This is a genomic window from Acinetobacter sp. YH01009, from assembly GCF_013420765.1.
Taxonomy (GTDB): domain Bacteria; phylum Pseudomonadota; class Gammaproteobacteria; order Pseudomonadales; family Moraxellaceae; genus Acinetobacter; species Acinetobacter amyesii.
This window is the reverse complement of the sequence record NZ_VOYE01000001.1, coordinates 284,068-310,272: the sequence shown is the minus strand read 5'-3', so window position 1 is coordinate 310,272 and position 26,205 is coordinate 284,068. Positions and strand designations below refer to the sequence as shown.

Annotated in this window: 28 protein-coding genes, 2 tRNA genes and 1 other RNA gene; 12 read left to right on the top strand and 19 right to left on the bottom strand. The window is 39.8% G+C overall.

Annotation, left to right across the window (positions count from 1 at the left end; all coding sequences use genetic code 11):
- The first annotated feature begins 37 nt into the window (after nucleotides 1–37).
- Together FTT76_RS01555 and FTT76_RS01550 are read left to right on the top strand one after the other, a co-directional pair.
- Nucleotides 38–123, top strand: a tRNA-Leu gene (locus FTT76_RS01555).
- Nucleotides 124–427: 304 nt separating this feature from the next.
- Nucleotides 428–880, top strand: coding sequence for a hypothetical protein (locus FTT76_RS01550; protein ID WP_180189961.1), 453 nt, complete (start codon nucleotides 428–430; stop codon nucleotides 878–880).
- 61 nt (nucleotides 881–941) lie between these two features.
- Here FTT76_RS01550 and FTT76_RS01545 read toward each other — a convergent pair whose 3' ends face one another.
- The 4 genes from FTT76_RS01545 to rlmE form a co-directional block, all read right to left on the bottom strand.
- Nucleotides 942–1,256 (bottom strand): DUF5713 family protein, encoded by a 315-nt coding sequence (locus FTT76_RS01545; RefSeq protein ID WP_078191338.1) that lies wholly within the window; start codon nucleotides 1,254–1,256, stop codon nucleotides 942–944.
- Between the two features lie 87 nt (nucleotides 1,257–1,343).
- Complete coding sequence (folP, locus tag FTT76_RS01540; protein WP_218948504.1) at nucleotides 1,344–2,198, bottom strand: dihydropteroate synthase; 855 nt, start codon at nucleotides 2,196–2,198, stop codon at nucleotides 1,344–1,346.
- 112 nt (nucleotides 2,199–2,310) lie between these two features.
- Nucleotides 2,311–4,209, bottom strand: a complete 1,899-nt coding sequence (ftsH, locus tag FTT76_RS01535) for an ATP-dependent zinc metalloprotease FtsH (protein WP_078191443.1) — start codon at nucleotides 4,207–4,209, stop codon at nucleotides 2,311–2,313.
- A 136-nt stretch (nucleotides 4,210–4,345) separates the two neighbouring features.
- Nucleotides 4,346–4,996 (bottom strand): 23S rRNA (uridine(2552)-2'-O)-methyltransferase RlmE, encoded by a 651-nt coding sequence (gene rlmE / locus FTT76_RS01530; RefSeq protein ID WP_078191339.1) that lies wholly within the window; start codon nucleotides 4,994–4,996, stop codon nucleotides 4,346–4,348.
- 195 nt (nucleotides 4,997–5,191) lie between these two features.
- On the opposite strand from rlmE, the gene FTT76_RS01525 reads away from it, so the two are divergent.
- The gene (locus tag FTT76_RS01525) at nucleotides 5,192–5,515 is read left to right on the top strand and encodes a YhbY family RNA-binding protein (RefSeq protein ID WP_078191340.1); all 324 of its coding nucleotides are present in this window, start codon (nucleotides 5,192–5,194) and stop codon (nucleotides 5,513–5,515) included.
- A 6-nt stretch (nucleotides 5,516–5,521) separates the two neighbouring features.
- Entirely contained in the window at nucleotides 5,522–6,061 is a 540-nt protein-coding gene (locus FTT76_RS01520) for a DOMON-like domain-containing protein (RefSeq protein ID WP_180008918.1), read from the top strand.
- Between the two features lie 238 nt (nucleotides 6,062–6,299).
- Here the strand turns inward: FTT76_RS01520 and FTT76_RS01515 are convergent, their stop codons facing one another.
- Entirely contained in the window at nucleotides 6,300–6,785 is a 486-nt protein-coding gene (locus FTT76_RS01515) for a hypothetical protein (protein WP_168378092.1), read from the bottom strand.
- Nucleotides 6,786–7,094: 309 nt separating this feature from the next.
- On the opposite strand from FTT76_RS01515, the gene carA reads away from it, so the two are divergent.
- From carA to greA, 3 genes are all read left to right on the top strand, one after another.
- The gene (gene carA / locus FTT76_RS01510) at nucleotides 7,095–8,237 is read left to right on the top strand and encodes a glutamine-hydrolyzing carbamoyl-phosphate synthase small subunit (protein ID WP_168378093.1); all 1,143 of its coding nucleotides are present in this window, start codon (nucleotides 7,095–7,097) and stop codon (nucleotides 8,235–8,237) included.
- A gap of 13 nt (nucleotides 8,238–8,250) precedes the next feature.
- Nucleotides 8,251–11,481: a carbamoyl-phosphate synthase large subunit gene (gene carB / locus FTT76_RS01505; RefSeq protein ID WP_180008915.1), complete on the top strand. Its 3,231-nt coding sequence runs from the start codon at nucleotides 8,251–8,253 to the stop codon at nucleotides 11,479–11,481.
- A gap of 107 nt (nucleotides 11,482–11,588) precedes the next feature.
- A complete protein-coding gene (greA, locus tag FTT76_RS01500; protein WP_078191345.1) occupies nucleotides 11,589–12,065 on the top strand; it encodes a transcription elongation factor GreA in 477 nt (158 codons plus the stop codon).
- A 77-nt stretch (nucleotides 12,066–12,142) separates the two neighbouring features.
- On the opposite strand, the gene FTT76_RS01495 is transcribed toward greA, so the two are convergent.
- Entirely contained in the window at nucleotides 12,143–12,730 is a 588-nt protein-coding gene (locus FTT76_RS01495; protein WP_180021942.1) for a TetR/AcrR family transcriptional regulator, read from the bottom strand.
- 139 nt (nucleotides 12,731–12,869) lie between these two features.
- Here FTT76_RS01495 and FTT76_RS01490 point away from each other — a divergent pair, with 139 nt between their 5' ends.
- Both FTT76_RS01490 and FTT76_RS01485 read left to right on the top strand, forming a co-directional pair.
- Nucleotides 12,870–13,280, top strand: coding sequence for a RidA family protein (locus tag FTT76_RS01490; RefSeq protein ID WP_180005422.1), 411 nt, complete (start codon nucleotides 12,870–12,872; stop codon nucleotides 13,278–13,280).
- Nucleotides 13,281–13,364: 84 nt separating this feature from the next.
- Nucleotides 13,365–13,988 (top strand): CatB-related O-acetyltransferase, encoded by a 624-nt coding sequence (locus FTT76_RS01485; protein WP_180009716.1) that lies wholly within the window; start codon nucleotides 13,365–13,367, stop codon nucleotides 13,986–13,988.
- Here FTT76_RS01485 and FTT76_RS01480 read toward each other — a convergent pair.
- The gene (locus tag FTT76_RS01480; RefSeq protein WP_180048746.1) at nucleotides 13,985–15,406 is read right to left on the bottom strand and encodes a P-loop NTPase fold protein; all 1,422 of its coding nucleotides are present in this window, start codon (nucleotides 15,404–15,406) and stop codon (nucleotides 13,985–13,987) included. The two genes, FTT76_RS01485 and FTT76_RS01480, sit on opposite strands and share 4 nt — an antisense overlap.
- 161 nt (nucleotides 15,407–15,567) lie before the next feature.
- On the opposite strand from FTT76_RS01480, the gene FTT76_RS01475 reads away from it, so the two are divergent.
- Nucleotides 15,568–16,146: a hypothetical protein gene (locus tag FTT76_RS01475; protein ID WP_180009653.1), complete on the top strand. Its 579-nt coding sequence runs from the start codon at nucleotides 15,568–15,570 to the stop codon at nucleotides 16,144–16,146.
- A 67-nt stretch (nucleotides 16,147–16,213) separates the two neighbouring features.
- Here FTT76_RS01475 and FTT76_RS01470 read toward each other — a convergent pair.
- The 4 genes from FTT76_RS01470 to coaD all read right to left on the bottom strand — a co-directional run bounded on the left by FTT76_RS01470 (nucleotide 16,214) and on the right by coaD (nucleotide 17,526).
- Nucleotides 16,214–16,290 (bottom strand) — tRNA-Met (locus FTT76_RS01470).
- Between the two features lie 73 nt (nucleotides 16,291–16,363).
- An RNA gene (gene rnpB / locus FTT76_RS01465) (RNase P RNA component class A) lies at nucleotides 16,364–16,743 on the bottom strand.
- A 26-nt stretch (nucleotides 16,744–16,769) separates the two neighbouring features.
- Nucleotides 16,770–17,033, bottom strand: coding sequence for a YfhL family 4Fe-4S dicluster ferredoxin (locus FTT76_RS01460; RefSeq protein WP_078191349.1), 264 nt, complete (start codon nucleotides 17,031–17,033; stop codon nucleotides 16,770–16,772).
- 1 nt (nucleotide 17,034) lies between these two features.
- Nucleotides 17,035–17,526: a pantetheine-phosphate adenylyltransferase gene (coaD, locus tag FTT76_RS01455; protein ID WP_078191350.1), complete on the bottom strand. Its 492-nt coding sequence runs from the start codon at nucleotides 17,524–17,526 to the stop codon at nucleotides 17,035–17,037.
- Between the two features lie 137 nt (nucleotides 17,527–17,663).
- On the opposite strand from coaD, the gene smpB reads away from it, so the two are divergent.
- The gene (gene smpB, locus FTT76_RS01450) at nucleotides 17,664–18,137 is read left to right on the top strand and encodes an SsrA-binding protein SmpB (protein ID WP_078191351.1); all 474 of its coding nucleotides are present in this window, start codon (nucleotides 17,664–17,666) and stop codon (nucleotides 18,135–18,137) included.
- A gap of 40 nt (nucleotides 18,138–18,177) precedes the next feature.
- Here smpB and FTT76_RS01445 read toward each other — a convergent pair whose 3' ends face one another.
- From FTT76_RS01445 to rluD, 8 genes are all read right to left on the bottom strand, one after another.
- The gene (locus FTT76_RS01445) at nucleotides 18,178–18,786 is read right to left on the bottom strand and encodes a hypothetical protein (RefSeq protein ID WP_180009654.1); all 609 of its coding nucleotides are present in this window, start codon (nucleotides 18,784–18,786) and stop codon (nucleotides 18,178–18,180) included.
- 3 nt (nucleotides 18,787–18,789) lie between these two features.
- Entirely contained in the window at nucleotides 18,790–19,464 is a 675-nt protein-coding gene (locus FTT76_RS01440) for a hypothetical protein (protein WP_180009655.1), read from the bottom strand.
- Between the two features lie 24 nt (nucleotides 19,465–19,488).
- Entirely contained in the window at nucleotides 19,489–20,283 is a 795-nt protein-coding gene (locus FTT76_RS01435; protein ID WP_180189960.1) for a PD-(D/E)XK nuclease family protein, read from the bottom strand.
- A gap of 27 nt (nucleotides 20,284–20,310) precedes the next feature.
- Complete coding sequence (locus FTT76_RS01430; RefSeq protein WP_180007597.1) at nucleotides 20,311–21,033, bottom strand: hypothetical protein; 723 nt, start codon at nucleotides 21,031–21,033, stop codon at nucleotides 20,311–20,313.
- Entirely contained in the window at nucleotides 21,033–22,109 is a 1,077-nt protein-coding gene (locus FTT76_RS01425; protein ID WP_180073597.1) for a YafY family protein, read from the bottom strand. Before FTT76_RS01425 ends, FTT76_RS01430 begins: the two co-directional genes overlap by 1 nt.
- A gap of 589 nt (nucleotides 22,110–22,698) precedes the next feature.
- Entirely contained in the window at nucleotides 22,699–23,250 is a 552-nt protein-coding gene (locus FTT76_RS01420) for a flavodoxin family protein (RefSeq protein ID WP_180007595.1), read from the bottom strand.
- 40 nt (nucleotides 23,251–23,290) lie between these two features.
- Nucleotides 23,291–24,031: a peptidoglycan editing factor PgeF gene (pgeF, locus tag FTT76_RS01415; protein WP_180007594.1), complete on the bottom strand. Its 741-nt coding sequence runs from the start codon at nucleotides 24,029–24,031 to the stop codon at nucleotides 23,291–23,293.
- 44 nt (nucleotides 24,032–24,075) lie between these two features.
- Nucleotides 24,076–25,128, bottom strand: a complete 1,053-nt coding sequence (rluD, locus tag FTT76_RS01410) for a 23S rRNA pseudouridine(1911/1915/1917) synthase RluD (RefSeq protein WP_078191355.1) — start codon at nucleotides 25,126–25,128, stop codon at nucleotides 24,076–24,078.
- A gap of 71 nt (nucleotides 25,129–25,199) precedes the next feature.
- On the opposite strand from rluD, the gene FTT76_RS01405 reads away from it, so the two are divergent.
- Nucleotides 25,200–26,192: an outer membrane protein assembly factor BamD gene (locus FTT76_RS01405; protein ID WP_180005454.1), complete on the top strand. Its 993-nt coding sequence runs from the start codon at nucleotides 25,200–25,202 to the stop codon at nucleotides 26,190–26,192.
- The last annotated feature ends 13 nt before the right edge of the window (nucleotides 26,193–26,205 follow it).

Genomic DNA, 26,205 nt, shown 5'->3' with positions numbered 1-26,205 from the left:
TGCCAAGCTTCATTTCGTCCTCTATTATTGCGCACATGCCCGAGTGGTGAAATCGGTAGACACAGGGGATTTAAAATCCCCCGCCCACAAAGCGTGCCAGTTCGAGTCTGGCCTCGGGCACCATTCTTATACTTCTAAGATTGGTGCAATAAAAGATCCAGCAATTTGCTGGTTTTTTTATGCCTAAAATTTAGAAATCTATTATTATTCGATGCCGACACCTTCAGATTTTAATCTCCCCGCACTACAACTCAAGCATCCCGATGCCTTTTATCAACGGCTGCTGTTTGCACATTTTAAAATTATCAATCTCACACCCACTGCACCTGTTTTAATCTTTAGCTTTTGCCTGATACTTTCTATCCCCCTTAGCAGCGCTGTACTTGGTCATATGCTTTCAACGGCACTTTCAATACACGACCCCAAAATGGCGTTTAATCTTGGTTTATTGATTATTCTTCCATGGATCTATTGCTATGTCTGGTATGCACATTATCAAGCACGTTTTAGCAGTAAGTCCGCAGTTCCGCGTCTGCAAATACAACTGTATCTCCTTGGCGGATTCACACTTATCCTTGCTGTAAACTTTAAGTATCTACAAACAGATGTATTAAACCTCATCAGTCTCTGTGGACTTTTTTTCAGTCTGTTTTTATGTGTATTTACTGAATTATTTTATAAACCTGAAAGCAGCGCCATTGAACGAGTAAAACTACAAAAGCTTCGCCAACTGGCATTTTGGTCTTATCAACAATCTTTAAAACAAAAAGAACATCAATTGTATTTCTACACCCTACACTTACAAGCTATGCAAGAAGAACAAAAACTATCAGCATCGATCAAATCATCATTTAAAGATTTTTTAAACAATGCTCAATGACTTTTTTAAATCCCTAAACACAAAAAAGCCCTGTCACTACAGGGCTTTTTTTAAAGTTCAATTACCATTCTCGGTTAGCAACCAACTCTTCCATTTCAATATCCATATGGCCTTCATCTTGCAGCACCATCATCATGGCTTCTGCAATATAATCTGCAGCCGTATCATCCAAAGACGAATCTAAATCTTCAAATTGAGGTTTCATCTTATTGAGCTGTGCAACCGTTTCATTGGCAAAATGGTAGATATCAGTTGAACTTAAATCTGCTTTTGCAATTTTCTTCGCAAATTGAACAACCAATAACTTCACCTCTGCAACCAACACATCTGGGTAATATTCATCATCAAACATGGGTAGCAGTAAATCTGCAAACATACGAAACTCTATCACAAAACATTCAGGGCGCTTATATAACACAAATACTACAATTCACCAAATTTATTGGAATTCAGTATTTTCAAATCACACTGCATTCTGCATGGCTTGCCAAACACGTATCGCATCTACCGTTGCTTTGACGTCATGTGCGCGAACCATACATGCACCTTGTTGAATGCTGAGTAGATGCGCTGCAACCGAGCCTACTGCGCGATTTTGTGCATCTGCACCGCCAAGTGCTTCACCGATAAAACGCTTACGAGATAATGCCGAAAGGATCGGATAGCCCATGTCATTCAATTGATAGAATTGCTGTAAAAGCTTTAAGTTTTGCTGCGCATTTTTAGCAAAACCAAAACCCGGATCAATCATAATGTTTTCTGCACGTACACCTGCATCTAATGCATCTTGCACACGTTGCTTTAATTCATCGATTACATCAGCCACGACATCTTGATACTGATCTAGATTATTCATCGTGGTAGGTTCGCCACGCATATGCATAATGATCACTGGAATATCCAGTTTTGCAGCGGTTTCTAAGGCATTCGGCCGAGTTAATGCACGTACATCATTCCAGATATGCGCACCTGCCTGAACCGCTACCTCACTCACCTCAGGTTGTGAGGTATCGATAGAAATCACTACATTGTGTTTAGATAAGGCTTCAACGACGGGTACGACCCGTCGAATTTCTTCTTCAACCTCAACAACAGATGCACCCGGACGTGTTGACTCACCACCGACATCAATCACTGTCGCACCATCCGCAATCATTTGTAAGGCATGTGCTATAGCTTGGTCTTTACCATTGTGTTTGCCACCATCACTAAAAGAGTCCGGTGTGACATTTAAAATTCCCATCACATGTGGCTCTGACAAATCTAATTGCAAATTACCACAGTTTAAAATTTTATTCGGCAAAGACACCAACTTCATATTACACATCCCAGATTTTGCTATGCTTATTTTAACGCTAAGTTTGCTCAGCATTTCGCTCACATGCATTTATTTTCATATAAAAAAACCACCCGAAGGTGGTTTTAAATTTTTATGCTTTTGGCAATGACGGTAATGGTGGTGGAACATCTGGACCATCCGTTGGTGTTACATCAATCACTGGATTTTCAGCGATGTACACTTTTGGTGGTTGTGGTTCACGACCTTCCATAATGTCACGGATTTGATCACGATCAATGGTTTCCCATTCAAGTAATGCTTTCACCATGGCATGCGCAATATCCTTGTTATTTTCAAGAATGTCGCGAGCAACTTTATATTGTTCATCTAAAATACGGCGAACTTCACGGTCAACTTCAAGCTGCGTTGCTTCGGAAATCACACGACTTCCTAAACCACCCATGAATGACTGCTGTGAGTCATCTTCGTAAACCATGACGCCCATTTTATCGGACATACCGTATTTAGTAACCATTGCACGTGCCATTTTTGTTGCACGTTCAAAGTCATTTGAAGCACCAGTCGACATTTGGTTAATGAAGACTTCTTCTGCAATACGACCACCAAACAAAATTGAAAGTTCATTCAACATTTTGTCTTTGTAATGGCTGGTTTGGTCATGTTCAGGCAACTGCCAAGTCACACCCAGTGCCCAACCACGTGGCATGATTGTCACTTTATGCACAGGGTCTGTACCCGGCAAGATTTCAGCAACAATCGCATGACCTGCTTCATGATAAGCCGTCGCACGACGTTCTTCTTCACGAATCACCATCGATTTACGTTCAGGACCCATGTAAAGCTTGTCTTTTGCATCTTCAAAGTCATGCATATCGACCGTGTTCTTGTTACGACGTGCAGCAAACAGTGCTGCTTCGTTTACAAGGTTAGCCAACTGAGCACCTGAGAAGCCAGGTGTACCACGTGCCAAGACTTTAACATCTACACCAGTCACAGAAGGTAATTTTTTCAAATGTACATTCAGGATTTGCTCACGACCTTTAATATCCGGTAGAGATACCATCACTTGACGGTCAAAACGACCCGGACGAAGTAAAGCTTTATCCAATACGTCAGCACGGTTTGTTGCAGCAATAACGATAATACCTTCGTTGCCTTCAAAGCCATCCATTTCAACCAACATTTGGTTTAATGTTTGCTCACGCTCATCATTACCACCACCTGTACCTGAACCACGGTGACGACCAACGGCATCGATCTCATCGATGAAAATGATACATGGCGCATGACGCTTTGCTTGTTCAAACATGTCACGGACACGAGACGCACCCACACCCACGAACATTTCAACAAAGTCAGAACCCGAAATACTAAAGAACGGTACTTTCGCTTCACCCGCAATCGCTTTAGCAAGTAAAGTTTTACCCGTACCCGGAGGACCAACCATAAGCACGCCTTTCGGAATGCTTGCACCAAGTCGTTTGAACTTAGATGGATCTTTTAGGAAGTCAACGATTTCAACAACTTCTTGTTTAGCTTCATCACAGCCCGCTACATCAGTAAATGTCACTTTGATTTGGTCTTCAGACAGCATTTTTGCTTTTGACTTACCAAAACTCATTGGGCCATTCTTACCACCAGCTCCACCACCCATGTTGCGCATAAAGAACATGAATAACAGAATGATTAAAAGAACAGGGAAACTTGCAATCAGAAGTTGCATCAAAATACTTTGACGCTGTGGCGCTGTACCTTCAACAACAACATTGTTCTTGATCAGGTTCGGCATAAGTTCAGGATCTTGAACCGCAGGACGGATACTTTCAAACTCTGAACCGTTTGATTTTTCGCCACGAATTCTTTCGCCATCAATGGTGACTTGTTTAATCTGACCCGCATTTACGGCTGCCACGAACTCAGAATAGTTCATCGCGGTCGGTTGATTGCGGTCACTGACGTTGCTGAAGATTAAAACCAGCACGCCTAGGATAACCAGCCACAACACGGCATTCTTAAAAAGATCGCTCAAAGCTTTATTCCCATTTCTATCTAATTCGTTCAATCCCACTTACATGGGTGACTCTAATACTTACGCTGCAGAGTAGCTTCGCAATAATTTAAAAACGTACAAAATGCACAATTTTTAACGAGTTGGCAAGTAAACTTTACTTGAAAGCTTTCTTACGTCCCTGCCCGATTAAAAACACTTCTTTAGATCGAGCACGTGAAGCCGCCGGTTTTGCTGTTTTCAGCACATCAAATGTGTCTACAACTTGCTTACGGTATTCATCAAATCCAATACCTTGGAACACTTTAACAACAAACTGTCCATTTGGTCCAAGAACCTTTTGAGCAAAGTCGATTGCTAATTCACAAAGATAGATCTGACGCGGTTGATCTACAGCCTTATTACCTGATGTATTGGGGGCCATATCTGAAATTACAACGTCTACAGTACGTCCATCTAAAATTTTTAACAATTCATCGAACACTTCTTGTTCACGAAAGTCACCTTGCAAGAAGGTCACATCCGGTAAAGCATCCATTGGTAAAATATCAGAAGCAATAACCAAACCTTTGTCACCAACAAGTTTTCCGGCAATTTGCGACCAACTGCCTGGTGCAGCACCTAAGTCGACAACGGTCATGCCCGGCTTGATCAATTTGTATTTTTCTTGAATTTCAAGCAATTTATAAGCGGCACGCGCACGATATCCTTCCTTTTGTGCTTTTTTCACAAAGGGGTCATCAAGATGCTCACGCATCCAGTCACGACTACTTTTGGATAATTTCTGGTTAGTAATGCGGGTAGCCATAACTCTCTAAATAAAAAAAACTTCTCAGTCTTGATTGTACGTGAAATTCAGCACTTTTGCAGTAGACATGTGTATCTAAAAAGCATCTTAAATCATGTTTTTTTCAATAATCTTCATCGAGAAAATGCCGATTAAATACAGCGCTTCAACTTTGATTTTGCTATACTAGGTCGTTTTTAAAATTAGGTTATATTTATGGCGGCTTTATCTATTCAAGAACGTAAACGCTTACGTCAAATTGGTCACACCCTAAACCCAGTTGTAATGGTTGCGGACAAAGGCTTATCAGAAAGCGTTGTTGAAGAATTAAACCGTGCGTTAAACGACCATGAGTTAATTAAAGTAAAAGTTGTGGCAGAAGACCGTGAAGCTCGTGCTGCAATGATTACTGAAATTGCGACTGTTTCAGGTTCTGAAGTTGTTCAAACGATTGGTAAGATTGCTTTGATTTACCGCAAAGCGGCAAAACAAAATGCAAAACTGTCTAACCTTGTTCGCTACGCACACCTGTCTAACTAAGCATTTATGGCAAGTTTCGAACTCTGCGCCTTTGATCGTCGCTTTCAGGCTGTATCAGTCGTTGGTGCTATCGAACAACAAAGCCCATATACTTTAAATGTGGGTTATTGGATTCGAGACCCAAACCAACTGATTCAATGGCCAGAATTGGTATCAGCTCACCCACGAATCGATTTTTTGTGGGAACAGACCTGCTTAGAAGTTTTTATTGGTGTACACAATGAAGACTTTTATCGTGAAATCAACCTCTCCCCTTCACAAGCTTGGCAGGCTTACCAGTTTGAAGAATATCGCTATCCAGAAGATATGCCGCCACAAGCTGCTTACGATATTGAACTGAATCAGTTGAAACGGACGCACTATGGCTTAAATGTCAGTCTTGATCTGACAGAATTTATGCTGAAGTACAAACTTAAATGGGAAGATCTCTATATTGGTCTAACTGCAGTACTGAAAACCCCTCAAGGTGAACAGTACTATGCCATGCAGCATAGTAGTCCAAATGCTGACTTTCACAACAAGCGTGATTGGCTACATCAGTTCTAAACCATTTGATGTTTTGATCTTCGATAAAAAGCAAAAGTACGATCTTTTGCTTTTTTATTGCCTGTTTATTTTAAATAAGTATTTTGGACTTAAATGTACCATTCACAATAAGGGAGCCATTAATGACTCCCTTTTGCATATTTAGCGTTAAATTGAAGTTTAATTCGCTCTCACCGAATCCAGCTCCCTGGAATGACTAGACTTAGCTCAAGCGTTTTAAAATTCATGTCATTCACAATTAACTTTTAAGATCTGTGGTTTGATCCGTAACTTCAGCTTTCACTGGTGAAACTTTTTTCCACGCTTCCAAAGTATGTTCCTTAGAACGCTTAAATGTTTCTGTTAGATGATCTTTGTGCTTTCCTGAAATTTGGGTCACATCTTCTTTCAGCTCTTTTCCAAGTTTTGAAAGATCATCAATAACAGTATTAAACTCAGTTTTCACAAATTCTTTGAGTTCGCTAAAATCTTTTTGCGATGAACCAAACTGAACTTTTAACTGATCAAGTTTATTCAATACATCTTGCTTCAACTGACGCAATTGATCTTGCACACTGGCATTCAACTGCTTTGCCTCTGCTCCGATCTTTCCTTTGCTTTCAGTGACCGCTTCTGTGGCTTGAACACTTGCCTCTTTTGCAACTTGTTCAAGCTTTTCAGCACCTTCGATAACGACTTCTTTCAGGGAGGTTTTAGCCGCTGTTTGTTTTTGTTGTGTTGCCATGACTTTGTACCTATAGTTTTTGCTGACCGACCCACATTAGCGCTTTTTGATAAATTTTAATTTATGATTTGTCTGACAATAATTAATTGCTTACATTTTTCTAAGATTTTGCAAAACCAAACTTTATTCTAAAATGCAAGCGCTTTATCTGCTTTATTCCTGATATTTACGATGGACTTTCAGTGGCTTTCTGCGTATAATGCCGTGTTAAGTTCAAGCGAGCAGATGTAAGGAGGGTAGGTTTTTAAGCAGCCTTCCTTTTTTTTCGTCTTCTCGCTTTTTTACAGCCTAAATTTCAGGAGCTTTGGTTTGAGCACCCCAGCAATTTTAGCCCTTGCCGACGGAACTATCTTTAAAGGTACTTCTATTGGCGCATCGGGTAGTACGACTGGTGAAGTCGTTTTTAATACAGCAATGACTGGCTATCAAGAAATTTTGACTGACCCTAGTTATGCACAACAACTTGTGACACTAACTTACCCACATATCGGTAACACAGGTTGTAATGATGAAGACGCTGAGTCAGGTCGAATTCATAAAGTATGGGCTAACGGATTGATCATTCGTGACCTACCTTTATTGCATAGCAACTTCCGTGCTGAGCAATCACTTGGTGATTACCTTGAACAACACAATGTTGTTGCTATTGCAGACATCGATACACGTAAATTAACGCGTATTCTGCGAGCAAAAGGTGCACAAAATGGTTGTATCCTTGCTGGCGAAAACATTACAGAAGAAGAAGCTTTAGCTAAAGCACGCGCTTTTGGTGGTTTAAATGGTTTAGACCTTGCAAAAGAATGCTGTGACCCTGAAGGCTTTGAATGGACTGAAGGTTCTTGGACATTAGGTAAAGGTTTCTCTCAGCCTGAAGCTAAATTCCATGTTGTTGCATACGATTACGGTGTCAAAACCAACATCTTACGTATGCTCGCAGACCGCGGTTGTAAATTGACTGTCGTGCCTGCGCAAACTCCTGCTGCTGACGTACTTGCATTGAATCCAGATGGCGTGTTCTTATCGAACGGCCCCGGCGATCCAGCTGCATGTGACTACGCAATTGAAGCTGTAAAAACAATTGTAGAAGATGCTCGCAATGTACCAGTATTTGGTATTTGCTTGGGTCACCAAATTCTTGCACTTGCTTCAGGTGCAAAAACTGTGAAAATGCCTCACGGCCACCACGGTGCCAACCATCCTGTTCAAAACATGGAAACTGGTATTGTGATGATTACTTCGCAAAACCATGGCTTCGCAGTGGATGCAGAAACTCTTCCTGCAAACTTGAAAGCTACGCACAAATCACTGTTCGACCAAACTCTTCAAGGGATTCATCGTACAGACAAACCTGCGTTCAGTTTCCAAGGCCACCCAGAAGCAAGCCCTGGTCCACATGACTGCGCACCACTGTTCGATCATTTCATCGAACTTATCGAAGCATCTAAGAAGTAATTAAGGAAGCATCATGGCTAAACGTACAGACATTAAAAGCATCTTAATTATTGGTGCTGGTCCGATTGTGATCGGTCAGGCATGTGAGTTTGACTACTCAGGTGCGCAAGCATGTAAAGCCCTTCGTGAAGAAGGCTACCGTGTTATTTTGGTGAACTCTAACCCAGCGACCATTATGACAGACCCTGCGATGGCAGACGCAACTTACATCGAGCCGATTACTTGGCAAACTGTAGCTGCAATCATTGAGAAAGAACGCCCAGACGCAGTTCTTCCTACAATGGGTGGTCAAACAGCATTGAACTGCGCCCTTGCACTCGATGCCAACGGTATTTTAGAAAAATACAATGTTGAATTGATTGGCGCGACGAAAGAAGCAATCGAAAAAGCGGAAGACCGTAAACTTTTCGATATCGCAATGCGCAAAATTGGTTTGGAATGCCCTCGCGCTGATGTTGCAGAAGACATGGAACATGCTTTGGAAATCCAAGCACGTTTCGGCTTTCCTGTGATTATCCGTCCATCATTCACGATGGGTGGTTCAGGCGGCGGTATCGCATACAACCGTGAAGAGTTCATTGAAATCTGTGAACGTGGTTTCGACCTCTCTCCTACTCACCAACTATTGATCGATGAATCTTTAATTGGTTGGAAAGAGTACGAAATGGAAGTTGTTCGTGACAAAAACGACAACTGTATCATTGTATGTACAATCGAAAACTTTGATCCAATGGGCGTGCACACAGGTGACTCAATCACTGTTGCTCCTGCGCAAACATTGACAGACAAAGAATTCCAACTTTTACGTAATGCATCTTTAGCGGTACTTCGTGAAATTGGTGTAGAAACTGGCGGTTCGAACGTTCAGTTCGGTATCAACCCGAAAGACGGCCGTATGGTTGTGATCGAGATGAACCCACGTGTTTCTCGTTCATCTGCCCTTGCTTCTAAAGCAACTGGTTTCCCAATTGCGAAAATCGCGGCGAAATTGGCTGTCGGTTATACCCTTGATGAGTTGAAAAACGACATCACTGGCGGTACAACCCCTGCATCTTTCGAACCTGCGATCGACTATGTTGTAACGAAAATTCCTCGTTTCAACTTCGAGAAATTCCCGCAAGCTGACGCAACTTTGACGACTCAGATGAAATCTGTAGGTGAAGTAATGGCGATTGGCCGTAACTTCCAAGAGTCTGTGTCTAAAGCACTTCGTGGTCTTGAAGTGGGCGCATGTGGTTTTGACGAAAAAATCGCTGTGGGCACTGAAGGCGCACGTGAGAAAATTCTTGTTGAATTGAAAGTTCCTGGTCCAGAGCGTATTTGGTACGTAGGCGATGCATTCCGTCACGGTTTCACTCTTGATGAAGTATTTGAAGCAACCAAAATTGACCGTTGGTTCTTGATTCAAATCGAAGACATCATCAAAACTGAAAATCAAATCAAAACTTTAGGTTTTGGTGATTTGAACGCTGACAACATCCGTTCGTTCAAACGCAAAGGTTTATCTGACCTTCGCATTGCGGACTTGATGGGCATTTCACAAAAACAATTCCGTAAACACCGTTGGAACTTGGGTGTAACTCCAGTTTACAAACGTGTAGATACATGTGCTGCAGAGTTTGAATCTGACACAGCTTACATGTACTCAACTTACGATGAAGAGTGTGAAGCAAACCCATCGAACCGTGACAAAATCATGGTCATCGGTGGCGGCCCAAACCGTATTGGTCAAGGTATCGAATTCGATTACTGCTGTGTACACGCGGCGCTTGCAATGCGTGATGACGGTTATGAAACCATCATGGTGAACTGTAACCCTGAAACGGTTTCTACAGATTACGACACATCAGATCGTTTGTACTTCGAACCAATTACTTTGGAAGATGTACTTGAAATCGTTCGTATCGAGAAGCCAAAAGGCATTATCGTTCAGTACGGTGGTCAAACTCCGCTTAAATTGGCTCGTGCTTTAGAAGAAGCTGGTGCACCAATCATCGGTACATCACCAGACGCAATTGACCGTGCAGAAGACCGTGAACGTTTCCAACAAATGATTCAACGTCTGCAACTTCGTCAACCAAACAACAGCATTGTAAAATCTGCTGAAGAAGGTATGGCAGAAGCTGCTAAAGTTGGCTACCCACTTGTAGTACGTCCTTCGTATGTACTTGGTGGTCGTGCGATGGAAATCGTATACAACGATGACGAATTGAAACGCTACCTACGTGATGCAGTTCAAGCATCGAATGAAGCGCCAGTACTTCTTGACCACTTCCTAGACGATGCGATTGAAGTTGACGTGGACTGCGTATCTGACGGTAAAGACGTTGTGATCGGCGGTATCATGCAGCACATCGAACAAGCGGGTATTCACTCAGGTGACTCAGCATGTTCTATTCCTCCGTACTCTTTATCTAAAGAAGTTCAGGACGAAATGCGCCGCCAAACCATCGCTATGGCGAAAGAGCTTGGCGTAATTGGTTTGATGAACGTACAGTTTGCGGTTAAAGGTACTGACGTATACATCTTAGAAGTGAACCCACGTGCATCACGTACAGTTCCATTCGTATCTAAGTGTATCGGCGAATCTTTAGCAAAAGTTGCTGCACGTTGTATGGCAGGTCAATCCCTAGAATCTCAAGGATTCACTACAGAGATTATTCCTGAACACTTTTCTGTAAAAGAAGCGGTGTTCCCATTCAACAAATTCCCTGGTGTTGACCCAATTCTTGGCCCTGAGATGAAATCTACAGGCGAAGTGATGGGTGTAGGTAAAACATTTGGTGAAGCGTTCTATAAAGCTGTGTTAGGCTCTAATGACCGTTTACCAGGCCTACCAACGGAAGGCGAAGTAAAACATGCATTCTTATCTGTTCGTCACTCTGACAAGCCTCGTGCTGTTGGTATTGCGAAACAGTTGACAGATCTTGGCTTCAAAGTGATCGCTACTGGCGGTACTTATGATGTGATTAAAGATGCTGGTATTGAATGTGAACGTGTGAACAAAGTGACTGAAGGCCGTCCTAATATCGTAGACCGCTTGAAAAATGGCGAAGTTCACCTCATTATCAATACAACTGAAGGCAAACAGGCTCAAGAAGATTCATTCTCGATCCGCCGTTCTGCATTACAAGGTAAAGTGTATTACACAACTACCCTTAACGGTGCTGATGCAGTATGCCAAGCTTTAGCAATCAAATTGCCAATGGATGTATACCGCTTACAAGACCTTACTAAAGGTTAATTAAGTTACCGAGAAGTCCCGCCACCTCTCGGTGGCGGGCTTTTTTTCATTTCTAGGTCAGTAAAAATTTTACTGATTTTTTCTTTTTACAAACATGAGGGACAACAATGCAACGTTATCCTATGACTCCCGAAGGCAAAATTGCCCTAGAGAAAGAATTACAGCAACTTAAAAGTGTTGATCGTCCACGTATTACTGCAGCAATTGCTGAAGCGCGTGAACATGGGGATTTGAAAGAAAACGCTGAATACCACGCTGCTCGCGAGCAACAAGGTTTCTGTGAAGGCCGTATCCAAGATATCGAAGGTAAATTGGGTGCTTGCCAAGTGATTGATGTTAAATCACTTGAGCAAAATGGCCGTGTGGTTTTCGGTGTGACTGTGACCATTGAGAACTTAGATACTGAAGAACAAAAGACTTATAAAATCGTTGGTGATGACGAAGCAGATTTTAAAATCAACAAAATCTCTGTGAACTCTCCAATTGCTCGTGGTCTTTTGGGTAAAAATGAAGGCGACGATGTAAAAATCAACACACCACAAGGTGAAGTTGAGTACGAAGTTTCTAAAGTTGAATATCTTTAATTCATTAAGATAGCAATTTTAAGCCCCTCTTTTGAGGGGTTTTTTATAATCAGACAAATAATTATTATACCCCTGCTCTATCCTTCTTTTAATAATCCTGATGCAAAAAGTTGAAAGGCATGTAATGCTTCTGACAACACCTGCTCAGGATTCTTGCTAGAAGCCACCCAAAGCGCCGCATTCATGGCTGCTCCATTTAAAAATATGGCTGCCGCTTCAGAATTCACTGCTTTAATTCGGTCTGCTGCCAATAACTGTTCTACGCATTCACGTGTAGACTTCAAGCATTTGTTTTGACTCGGCCAATGCGCAGGATCACCCAATACCGCAGGTCCGTCGCGTAATACAATTCGCTGAAACTCAGGATTCAAGGCATTTTCAATATAGGTTTTCCCCTCAAGCATCAACCCCTCCCAAAGATCTTCGGGTTGCTCCAGATACTTCTGGGCAGATAAAGCCATTTCTGAATCAATTTGATTAACCACAGCAGCAAATAAGCCCTTTTTATCGCCAAAATGATGGTACAGCGCACCACGGGTCAGCCCTGCTTCTGCCGTGAGTTTATCCATTGAGGTGTCTGCATAGCCATACTCAGCAAACGTACGGCGTGCCACTTCAATCAGTTTCTTGCGGGTTGCCGCCATTTTTTTTTCACGAACAGACATTGCTTTGATTACCTCATCATCACAAAAATTTTAATTGACATACCAGGCGTATGTCAATTATGTTGACATACGATACGTATGTCAAAAATAAAGCTGCTTTCCCCCCACTTTTAAAACCAGATATTGAATGAGAATAAACATGACTAGAATTGCAATATTTCCCCAAGATCGCCATGCCTTGTATGAACAGCATGGTTACTCTGCTGCTATTAAATCGGAAAATTTACTCTTTGTATCAGGCCAGGTCGGTAGCCGTGAAGATGGCAGTCCTGAACCTGATTTTGAGAAACAGGTAAAACTAGCATTCCAGAATCTTAGCCATACTCTCGCTGCGGCAGGCTGTACTTTCGATGAAATTGTCGATGTCACCACCTTCCATACAAACCCTGAACAGCAATTTGAAGTCATCATGAAAGTTAAAAATGAGGTGTTTACACAAAAGCCTTATCCAAACTGGACAGCAATAGGTGTTAATTGGCTTGCAGGTTTTGATTTTGAAATTAAAGTCATTGCTCGGATCCCAAACCTCCCTACAAACACTTCGGTCTAGCGATTGATTTTTAATAGGAATGAACGACGCATGACATCAGTTCAATTGGTTATAATGGTTTACCCTTTTTAAGTTGTACTGTTTATGTCTGAAAAATTGATTAATTCACCTGTAAATCATTGGTGTGAATTTGAGTTCATCTCTAAAACAGTGAAGAACCCTAATATTCACATCAAAGGTAATTATTCATATTATTCTGCATATTGGGATCAAGGTTTTGAGCGCTGTGTGGTGCGTTATTTGCACGATAAACCTGCAACAGCTGAAAAGCCGATAGACCAGTTACATATCGGTAATTTTGTCTGTTTTGGCGCAGAATGCGTGATTATGATGGGCGGTAACCAACTCCACCGCACAGACTGGATTTCGGCATTTCCGTTTGATACACGGAGTTTTGTCCCTGCGGGTGACACAATCATTGGTGATGGCTGCTGGATCGGCTCACGTGCGATGATTATGCAAGGTGTTACACTCGGTGAAGGTGCTGTAGTAGCTACTGGTGCGGTGGTGACTAAAGATGTGCCACCTTATGCTGTTGTCGGCGGAGTCCCTGCTAAAGTAATTAAATATCGCTTTCCTGAAGAAGATATCAAAAAACTACTTTCCCTTAAGCTCTATGACTTAGATGAAAAGCAGTTTTTAAATATGCGGGAACAGTTGCAGACTGATGATGTAGAACTATTGATAAATTATTTTAAGATTGATTAATCCTCTAGCCATACACTGTTTTCGATATAGTTAAAGTATTGCTGCTGGAATAAATGATATTGCATTTCTTCTGACGGCTTAAATGCATATTTATTTAAAAACTTAGTATATTCTATTTCATAAGTATTATGCTGATAGCGGGTACGTAAGTCTTCCATCGCACTTACGTGTTCAAGATAATCATTAATTATCAATAACTCAACATTAAACTCTTTCTCAACTATTTCTTTAAAGTTTTCTATATTAAAATGAGCCATATTTAGACCAGAAACATTTTCATTACCTTGCTTCATTTTCATTATTAACACAGCAATGCGTTCCATATCATGCAATAAATCCCTTGCCCCTTTAATTACTCCCAAAGCGATAAAAATATTATTTTCTAATTTTTCTTTTTTTAATAAAGCATAAAGATTAATTTTCCTCTTAAGTTCCCGTGTGGATATATCTTTACTAATACTAAGTAGCACGACTAAAGCAATATCTACGGACTCTTCTCCCACCAATTTTAATAATTTTGAAATTACTTCTAAATTAGATTTATTTTTATCCAGAATATTTACTTGATTTCTCAAGGGAATCTCAAAGTCGATAAATTTTTCTAAATATATTTTCGAACTCTCATTGTCATATCCATAAATATGCTGAATACCATTTATAAGTTGGTTTTTATTCATTACCAATACAAAAACTATTTTTCTAATATCAAAAAAGTGTTTGATCCTCTCAATTAAACGTATTGCAAAATCAGGGCGGCATCGATCCAATTCATCAATAATAAAGACTAAAGGCTTATCTAAATTTTCTGCTAACTGTGCCAATGTTGCTTTAAAAGCAATTATGGAGTTTTTCTCTTCTTCATAACTATCAATCTTAGCTTGAATTGCCTCAGTAACTTTTTCTCCAATATTTTCTGTTACTTTATCAATTGCATCATCAAGTTTATCTGTAATTTTCTCGCTATCAATTTTAATCAGTGGAATTAGCCCACCAGTTAAAGCACAGCTAATCATTGAAGCAATGAGTGTTGGAGCTAAGGTTAAAAGTCCTTGTTGCATAACTGCTGCTGCTTTCTTAAATTTATGCACTAAGGGCTTATTTTCGGCTGTTTTATCTAACTTTGAAGCAATTTCAGATGCAATAACCAAAAAAGGATCTTCCAAATAATCATTTGCAAACGCATCCAAATAAATCACGTTATGCTGAGTATCATCTAAATGTTTCGCCCAGTTACGAACAAACCACGTTTTACCCTCACCCCATCGTGCATCCAAAGCAAGAACAGCACCGCAGTTTAAGCGATCAACATAACTTGTAAGCTGCTCTCCTAAACGACGGCGATGCCAAAGATCACCTTCCCATGCAGTTTCAATATTCTCAAAATTATCTTTAGGCCAGTTTAATTGGTTATCCATCATTTCTATTTATATTCATCAAGTTAACTATGTATTGAGTATAGCAGTAGCGCTATAAATTAACATTTAACCCATGAGCATCTCGTAACTTGTCATAGCCTTTTCCTCAAATTCAGACTATAAAGAACTCATAAAATAAAAAGACCCACTTTTCAGGATGAATGATGACGAGAACCACTCAATTCTCAGGCATATTTATACTTGCCCTGCTGGCAGCAGTCGTCGCAACTTTTTGCGATGCGATTCATGTCTATACAAAAACACTTAGTTATCCCAACCCATTATTTTTCCATCAGGCTTGGTGGGTATTCCCCGGCTTTTTTATTGCCTTTGCTTTCATGGCATTTAGCTATATTCAACTTACACAACTACTTAAACACTATGTGATGACTCAGCTCAGTTGTCATCATGACGGCACTGCGCCCCTCGTCGAGAGCCTAATACTATTTGCCATCGTCTACATACTCAGCGGATTTGGTAATTTTCATCCCGAAGCACTTTGTTGGATTTTTTACCTGAGCTTTTTTATTCGCTGGCTATTTAGCTATGAGCGTACATGGCTACTGATATTAGCCATTATGCTTGCCATTGGCGGCATGTTCTTTGAAGGACTATTGGCAGAGTTTGCATTAGTCAAATATCGCCATGAAGATATTTATAATGTGCCGTATTGGCTAGGTGGCGTATATATGCATGGCGCATTTGCCTTACGTGCAGGCATGCGTCGTTTTGTTTACCGTTAATTTTTTAAATTTGGAAAATTTAGACATAAAAAAAGACCACTCAATCGGAGTGGTCTTTTTTTGAATATGGTGGCTATGACGAGACTTGAACTTGTGACCCCCGCATTATGAGTGCGGTGCTCTAACCAACTGAGCTACATAGCCTTAAACTGTGCGCGCATTATGGAGGGATATTTAAATATCGTCAAGCCCATAATGCGCGTATTTGATCAAAATTTGTTGAAGTGAACCGATAAGCCGGGTTCTGTCGAGGACGATCATTCCTCTAGGCGTACAATCACTCATACGCTCAAGCGACCTACCCGGATCCAGCATGGGCCATGCCTAAAGGATCCCTATTTGGTCTTGCTTCCGGTGGGGTTTACCATGCCGTGAACTGTTACCAGACACGCGGTGCGCTCTTACCGCACCCTTTCACCCTTACCTCCGATTTCGATTGCTCGAAACCATAATGAAGGCGGTCTACTCTCTGCTGCACTTTCCGTCGGCTCACACCGCCCAGGCGTTACCTGGCACCTTGCCCTATGAAGCCCGGACTTTCCTCCCCTGCTTTAGTCACGGAGACCTATACACAGCAGCGATCGTCTGGTTCACTTCGGGGCGCATTCTAACAAATCTGACAACTAATTGCTTGATGTTTTTTGAGCAGTTAGTTTTTCGTACTTTTGTTGAAGCTGTTCCTGAGTTTCAGGATGTGCCGGATCCAATGGAATACAGTCCACCGGACAAAACAACTGACACTGCGGTTTATCGTGATGCCCAACGCATTCCGTACACAAATCAGGGTTAATCTCATAAATGAGTTCCCCCATGAAAATCGCCTCATTGGGGCATACAGGTTCACAGACATCGCAGTTGATGCATTCATCAGTGATATATAAAGACACTCTACCAACCTTGCTGTTGTTTACGCTTAAAGGCTTCCACAACAGCTTGTGGCACAAACTGAGTGACATCACCATTTAAACGTGCAATTTCACGCACGAGCGTAGATGAAATAAACGAATATTGCTCTGATGGGGTTAAGAACACGGCTTCAAATTTACTGTCCAAACGGCGATTCATATTTGCCAATTGAAATTCATATTCAAAATCTGAAACTGCACGTAAACCACGTAATACGGCTGTTGCTTTTTGCTCGTTAAAGAAATTGACCAACAGCCCATCAAAACCTACAAACTCAACATTTGACAAATGACTTAAAGACTCTTGCGCTAGTGCAACACGCTCTTCCAGACTAAACACAGGGTTTTTGTGATGTCCAATTGCAATTGCCACGACAACTTCGTCAAACATGCGTGATGCACGTGTCACTAAGTCGATATGACCATTAGTAATTGGATCGAATGTGCCCGGATAAATTACACGAGTTTTAGACATCCAGTTGTACTCTGTTATTTTGTAGATGGGTATTTTAACAAAATCTTGATTTATAGGTGAAGTCAGCTTGTAAATTTAAAACCTTCATCTTATTCAAAGTTCGGGTACAATAGTGCTAAGTTTGGAAGTTTTTGATTATGACGAAAGCAGTAGTTAAAAAAAATAGTAGCAGTACGATTGCCCTAAATAAGCGTGCGCGTCACGATTATTTCATTGAAGAAAAATTTGAAGCGGGTCTTTCATTACAAGGCTGGGAAGTCAAATCAATGCGTGCGGGTCGTATGACTATCGTAGAGAGCTATATTACGTTTAAAAATGGTGAAGCATTTTTATTCGGCGCTCAAGTGCAACCTTTACTGAGTGCTTCGACACATGTGGTGCCTGAAGCAACACGTACACGTAAATTATTGCTGAACCGCCGTGAAATTGAAAAACTACAAGGTGCGATTAACCAAAAAGGTTATTCATGTGTGCCTTTGGCATGTTACTGGAAAGGTCCTCATGCCAAACTTGAAATCGCCCTAGTAAAAGGTAAGCAGCTTCACGACAAGCGTGCAACGGAAAAAGACCGTGATTGGCAGCGCGATAAAGCCCGTATTTTTCATAAATAAGTTCAATAAAAAAACCTCCAAAATGGAGGTTTTTTTATGGTTAAGCGTCCTCACTTATCCATCTTCCACGAAGGGTACCTATTTTTGCGGAAGGGTGGATTATGCTTTTATCAGGATTTACAAGCCGTACCGAGCCTTGAGGTAAACCATAATAAAGTTCAATACTTCTTTGAATTTTTCTTACTCTTGCGTCACTTCTTGCTGCTCGTTGTCGCATAGCACCATGACGGTCAATGGTTTTTTTCTTAGCAATATTTATTTCTGCTGTAAGGTGATCAAAGACAACTGCCTCTTTATCAACTTCTACATCAACAGCATTCAATACCTCTTGCTCACCAATTTCTAATAAGGCTTCGAAAGTTTCAAGTTCACCATTTTCTTCCCAGTTACCCGTAAAGTATTCCCAAGAGTCATCTTCAAATGCACCTGTCAATTTATAAGCAAACTCTTCCTCTAAACCATCCTGATAACGATATTGAATTAAACCCGAAGCGACCTGTTCCTCTAATGAAAGGTGCAACTCAATTTTTCCTGAAAAGTAACGCCCATATTCAGTCGATTTACCTTCAAATAATAAAAATATTCTGTCATCTTTACTTGTTAATTTTATTGAACTAGATGGATAATTTTCCCAAAAAATTTCATTCATAATCTACACAACACCAATTGCTTCATTGTTAAATTTATTTTTCGCAGATGTTACAATTGCGTCGAAATACGGATGTGCTTGCTGTAATTTTTTTAATGCGATTTCAAAAGGTTCTAAAGCATCTTCAATTGTTTCATTTTTATAATTTTCAATTAGTTTTTCTGGATCAATTCCATCAATAATTAAGTACCAACTTCCTTGCTTTGCATTATATTTAAAGCCAAATTCTTCAATTTGCTGATACATTTGATTACTTTCACTCGCAAAATCCTTCCAATCTTTTACCGTACATTTTATAAAATTTTCTCTCCAAGGATAAAAATTGAAAACCAACTTCTCTTTATCATTTTTTAGTAAAGCCGTTAAAAACCATTCCGTCGAATCTCCACCAGTTTCATCACTTTCATAGCCTAAAAAGTATCTCGCATAAAACTGCTGGTGTTTAAAGGTATCACCATTTGTTACTCGCCATTTTTCAGGTGCAAATTGGCTATAACAGTTATCATAAAAATTAAATACTCCCTCCCATTTATCTTCAAAATCGTCGATAAAATTATGTATTTTACTGTCTAAAGCTGCACATATTTTTTCAGAAATTTCACCTTCTAATAGTCTTTTTGCATCCTCCAAATATTCAATATTCTTGATGATGAGTTCCACTGCTTGCATATTGCTCATTTGATTCTCCTAATTTCAATTTTTTTAAAACGTTTTTGTATGATCAGCAAACTGGCTTAATAGCCATAGGCTTCGATTATTTAAGTTCTGACTATTGACATATTTTTTAAATGCTTTAGCCATTCTTCCCCATGAAAGCCCACGTAACCCCTCAGCATTATCTAAATAATCTGTTGGTAGATTTCCATCTTTTGTTAAATAAACGACTAACCAAGGTCTTCCTGCAGCTTTTTTCTTTGCAATTCCTCTATAACGCTCTAATTGCTGAAAACTCTCATTTGCATGAATTTTTATTTCAATAAATAATAGAAACTCTAGAGCATCAATTTCTATATCCACTCTACTTTCTAAATTACCTAACGGACAACATTCTTCGATAGTAGAATAAAATTCTGATTGAAAATCACAAAAAGGAGCTTCTAACAGTTTCAAAAATTGTAATAGTATCTTATTACCTTGACCATGATCACCACTACAATCTAGAAACCATTTCAAAACCTTTGAATTACGAACTTCATCACTGCCTAAACCTGAATTTTTCCAGACATTTAGTAATAAGCCTGCTTCTCTAGCTTCTAGAACAAGAAATAAGGCTTTCTTATAGGCATCAAAAAACCTGCTTAAATTCAAATGATCAACACTGATGACTTTTTCAGGTGTTGGTATATCAAGACTTATCTTTTGCCAAGCTTTAAAAAAAGCTTCTAACTGTTTCGAACAATTCTGTTCTTTAGCAGAAACTATTTCAGTTTCCATTAAACATACACTATGTGTTAAAAAATTCTCAGAGGAATTTTTCGCTATATCCTGAAATTCCAATTATACCCCCAACATTCTAAATCGTTTTTAAATTAATAATTTTGCCTTCTTTTCAATTAAATCAAATATATCTAAAGCCTGATATATTTTTTTAAAGGCATCTTTAACAGGATCCAGTGAACCTATAAATTCTTTATTCTCAAAATCCGTAGCGACTTGAACTGGATCAAGAGTTTCAATAATTAAATACCAATAACCTTCACTTTCATTTAATTTAAAACCAAATGTTGTGAGCTCACCGTATTGCTGAATAAGTTCATTCCTCTTTTTTTTCCAACTCCTTGCTTTTGAAATGCATGTTTGTTGATCATTCTTGTATATCATGTTTTTATTTAAATGAAATTGAATACAAACAAAACCATTTGTATGATTAAAAAAATTTACCGTTGGTAAACGATTTCCGTTATTTGCAAAATAATCATCCAAATAAACTTCTTTTTTATCATGATTCTGAATCGTTAACTTAAAAAATGCATAGCACTCATCTATATTTAAATGTTGGTGATTTGTTTGAATATTACTCCCCAAAATCGGAGAAAACCAAATTTCTTTATACTCAAAGTTTGCGCAGACATCCCATCTAACCGTATGCCAGCGCACATCAGGGTATCGTTTATTTTGATCATTACGGATCAACTGTTCTATTGCTAAATATAAATTTTCACTAAGCACTTCTTCTATCAAATAACATGAGTTTACTAATTCAGATAAATGAAGAAGTTGGTTAATCATAGATATTTTTGAAGACATTACTCATAATCTCCAAAATTTAATTGGTTAAAAACTTCATGCTTTTCAGCTGCTCTCATTATCCGATCCGCAACTTCCTCCTTTAATTCATCGGGTCCTATAATTTGTATATACTCAGCATTTTGAATTAACCAATCCATACGGCTCATTGTAAAAATACAACTTGTATTTAATTCATAATAACCTTCATCTATTTTTACTATAGATTGACAATCACCCAAAGGATTACGCGTCAGCTCATCCAATAATATTTCTTGAAACACAAAAAAAATGTCAATTTCTTCACGGTTAAAATAGGCATCTTCAAACTCGCGTTTTTCAATTAAATCATCTAAATCATATGCATCTATATCAATTGCTATTTTCTCAGGAACTATTTCTAAAAATTCAAAATTTAAAATATTAAATGTTCTTAATACGCTTTTTTTAGAATCTATTTTACTTGCCATCAAGTATGGTTTTTGCCCATATTGAACAATTCCTTGAGGCTTTAACATATAGCTTCCAATTTGCTGCGTACCTTCTTTTCGGTATTTTGCTTTAAGCCAAACATCACCCTGTAATAATGCTTTATAAATCAACTGTTGCATTTCAACATAATGTTGCGCCTTCTCTGTCTCCCCGTATCCATCAGGAATAAATCGCACACGTCTATTCCAATCATCCAATTTTGTATTCTGCTGAAGTTGCAATTCAGCAGATTGAAAAAAACCCTCAACTTTTTCATAAATTTCATCAGGTAGACTATGATGTAAATATTCATTTGCCATAACCAAAATAAGTGCTAACTCTTTAGACATTGGTTCTATGCACGCATCTCGGCTGAGCTGATAAGTTGCAGGTTGATTTCCTTTGCCAGCTTTTACAATCAACTCTCCAGAAATTAAAAATTCTGGTAATAAATCAAGATCTCTACGTATTGCTTTAATGATAGATGCCTCATCGATGCAATCTGAATAATTCTTCCGAACCTTATTTTTTAAGGACACAATTGAAATAAATTCTTGAGGATATCGAGGTAAAACCTTATATAAGGTTAATAATCTTTTTAATAATTTTGATTGTGCTTTTTTCATTTTGATCTTTCATACATTTGACGTTATGAAAAAGCATATCAACTTTGTAGGACAAATGATGTCCCACAAAATAAATTTAGCAAAAATTCAACCCACACAAACAGTTGGCACGGACTTCCTGATTGTCTAGTAGCTGATTTTTTTAGGGTGAAGAGTAAGTCAAATTTAAAATAAAAAAACCTTAATTTTTTAATACATTGCGATCAAAAAAATCAATCAATACACTTATAAATTAATGACTGATGTTACGCATATAAAAGTAATTACGCATTTTTAAAATGCTTTTTAAGTCTATTCGACGGAGTCTTACATCTAGGGTTTAAATAAAGGGATTAGCCTTCGGCTGGAGATACTCTTACGAAACGATGTTTCTCATTCGGCAAAATGAGAAGCGAAGCTTCGCAAGAAAACCATCTTGCGGAGCAATGCTCCTCACCGCAAAACTCGTTCACTAGCGTCTACTTATTCAAAGTATCGCAAAAACATTTTTAAATAGATGTAGTCCTGTCTCAAACACTTGCGGATGACGTTGCCGCGTATCGCTTTATTTGAATCAAATGACGCTTCTGATGTTACTGCGTAACATTAGTTAATGAATTTTATTGAGCAACAATCCAATATATTCACCAAACCAAATAGCGGTTTCTAAATCACCCGCAGGTGGCGTGACTTCAACAGGCGCATTATCCGATTGTGTCATTAAACCTAAAAAGCTCGACATCCGATTTAAATCTGTTGTGCTTCGTCCAGTTGGCATCAATGGAAGACCGCTCCACAACATGCCGTGCTGCATGGCGAATAAATTGATTTGCTGCAATACTGCCAATTTATCTCCACTTAAGCCGCCACCATTGGTAAAACCAGCGGCTAACTTGCCTTGCCATGTCCGTGCTAACCAGCGTTTAGATGATTGCTCCATGAATAATTTCATTGCCGCACTCATACTGCCCATATAGGTTGGGCATCCAAAAACGATGGCATCTGCACTGTCCAATTCATCCCAATCCACATGCTCTACATTCATGAGATGGACTTTTACACCGGCTTTTTCTGCACCTTGTACAATGAAATTCGCCACTTTGGCAGTGTGCCCATAGGGACTGTGGTAAACAACAGCAAGAGATTTAGCAGTCAAAGACATAACATTTAAAAGTCGATAGATTCAGTCAAGTTTAGCATTTTCAAAGCATAAAGACGAATGTTGCCATACGTCCTGTTTTCGCTTCGCGGCGATAAGAAAAATATTCTTCAGCTTGCAAAAAGGTACATTGGTCGCCACCTGTTACGGCTTTAACCCCATGTAATGCAAGAATATAACGCGCTATCGCATAAAGATCAGCATAATATTTGCCTTCCCTTACACCAGCTTTAAATGCACTTTCAAGTTCTGGGTATTTTGAACAAAAGGCAGCTTTGACTTCTGCGCCAATTTCAAAACTCTCTTGACAAATGGCTGCCCCCAACCACGCCCATGTTGGCTGAGTATGCATAGCTGCAATGGTATTTTCCACAATACCATTAGCCAGGCCCTTCCAACCTGCATGCAGATTGGCAACTTCAGTCCCATCAGCATTACCCAAAACCACGGGTAAGCAGTCTGCGGTCATCATCATCAGGGCATGATGTTTAGACTGCGTGACCATACCATCGCCTTCGGGTGCAACAAAGTTGATCTGTTCATCAATGCGATGGCATAGCGTACTGTGCGTTTGGTTCATCCAGCTGATTTTATTCACGCCATATTTAGCAAAGTCTTTGAGCAATTGCATCCGGTGCTTTTGCACACGCGCTGCATCATCTCCCACATGCAATGCCAGATTAAATCCTGCCAGTTCAGGTTGTTCAGCGGGTTGCGTCTGATCATGATGAACTCGAGTTTGTCCCACAAAAACACCCTGTGGAAGTCCCTGAACAAATTGCATGTTGCCGTCCTTTTCTATCTATGGCGTGTAAATCAGTTTAAAACTTAATAAGCTTTGTTTTCGCTACGTAAAACTTCAACCAATTGGTTAAAGTCTTCAGGCCATGGTGCTTCAAACATCATGTCTTCACCTGTACGTGGATGAACGAGACCCAATTTAACTGCATGTAACGCTTGACGTTTAAAGCCACGTAAAGTGTCATCTAATAACATCGACGCGCCTGCAGGCATACGTACACGTGGTACATACACTTGATCGCCAACGAGACCATGACCGATATAAGTAAAATGCACACGAATTTGATGGGTACGACCCGTTTCTAGACGTGCTTGAACACGGGTAAAGTTTTGGAAACGTTCTTTCACATTATAGTGAGTTACCGCATCTTTACCGCCCGGCAAGACAGCCATTTTAATGCGATCAACAGGATGACGTTTAATTGGTTCATCCACTGTACCGCCTGCAATAATGTTGCCATATACGATCAAATCGTAAATACGGTAAACCGATTTCTTCGCCAATTGCTTACTTAAAGAAAATTGGGATTCGAGGTTTTTCGCAACAACCAACAGACCTGAGGTGTCTTTATCAATACGATGCACCAAACCTGCACGGGTCAACTCTGAAGATTTTGGGTAATGGTGCAAAATTGCATTCACCAATGTGCCTGTACTGTTTCCAGCGCCCGGATGTACTACCATACCCACAGGTTTGTTAATCACCATAATATCGTCATCTTCATAGACAATATTAAGTGGAATATCTTCAGGTAAGCTGCGGGTTTGTGCTTCTAACTCGACGTCTAAAGTCAGTAACTCTGTTCCTTCGCATTTGTACTTTGGTTTCACAGTGTTACCATTGACCAACAAATGGCCCTCTTTGAGCCACTGTTTTAGCTTTTCACGAGAAAAATCAGTCCAAACCAGTGCTGAAACCTGATCAATACGTTGTCCTAAATAGCTTTCATCCAATTGAAATTGCAACGATAAACGTGTTGCAGTTGAGTCTGAAGTATGGTTATCTGCATCCTCAGAATCTTCAAGTAAATTGAAATCAGTTTCAGGGAAATTAGAATTGGAAGATTGTGCTTGACTCATTTGCTCATTCAGACAAAAGTGGTTTAATAGTTCAATTGTAGCTCATTGCCCGTATTAACAGAGGAATTTTTATGTCGCTACCAAAATATAAAATGACAATGCTTGCTCTAACAATAGGCATTGCATCGGCAATGGTAGGCTGTAGCAGTAATCCAAAGAAAGAAGTGGTCGACACAGGTCCACAATCAAGCGAACAGATTTATATCGAAAAAGCACAAAAAGCGCTTGAACGTAACCAATATACAGATGCAGCAAAACACCTTGAAGCTCTAGAGACCTACTACCCTACAGGTAACTATGCGCAGCAAGCACAACTTGAACTATTGTATGTAAAGTTTCAGCAAAAAGACTATGAAGGTGCGATTGCACTTGCAGACCGTTTTATTCGTATGAACCCACAACATCCGCAAGTTGATTATGCGTACTACGTGCGTGGTGTTTCAAACATGGAGCAAAACTACAATGGTTTGCTTCGCTATACTTCTTTAAAGCAATCGCATCGTGATGTGAGCTATCTCAAAGTGGCTTATCAAAACTTTGTCGACTTTATCCGTCGCTACCCATCGAGCGAATATGCAGTCGATGCCGCACAACGTATGAAGTTCATCAGTCAAGAATTGGCTGAAAGCGAAATGAATGCGGCACGTTTTAATGTGAAGCGTAAAGCATGGTTAGCTGCTGTTGAACGTTCACTTTGGGTGATCGAACATTATCCGCAAGCGCCACAAGTTCCAGAAGCTCTAGCGACTGTAGCCTATGGTTATGACAAACTTGGTGATAAAACCACGTCTCAGCAATACATTGAAGTACTTAAACTGAACTATCCAAAACTTGTGAAGTCAGACGGTACGGTCAATATGCGTGCTGCACGTAGTGAAGGCAGCTTCCTTAACCGTGCAACTTTGGGTATTTTCGGTAAAGAAGCACAGACGATGTCTGAGCAAACCTCTACAGATGTAGTTAAAAATGATGAAGAAAAACGTAGTTTAACTAATCGTTTAAGCTTTGGCTTACTCGATCGTCCAAAAGATGAAAAAACACAATCGACCGAAGCAGCTGAATAATATAGTCGCAACG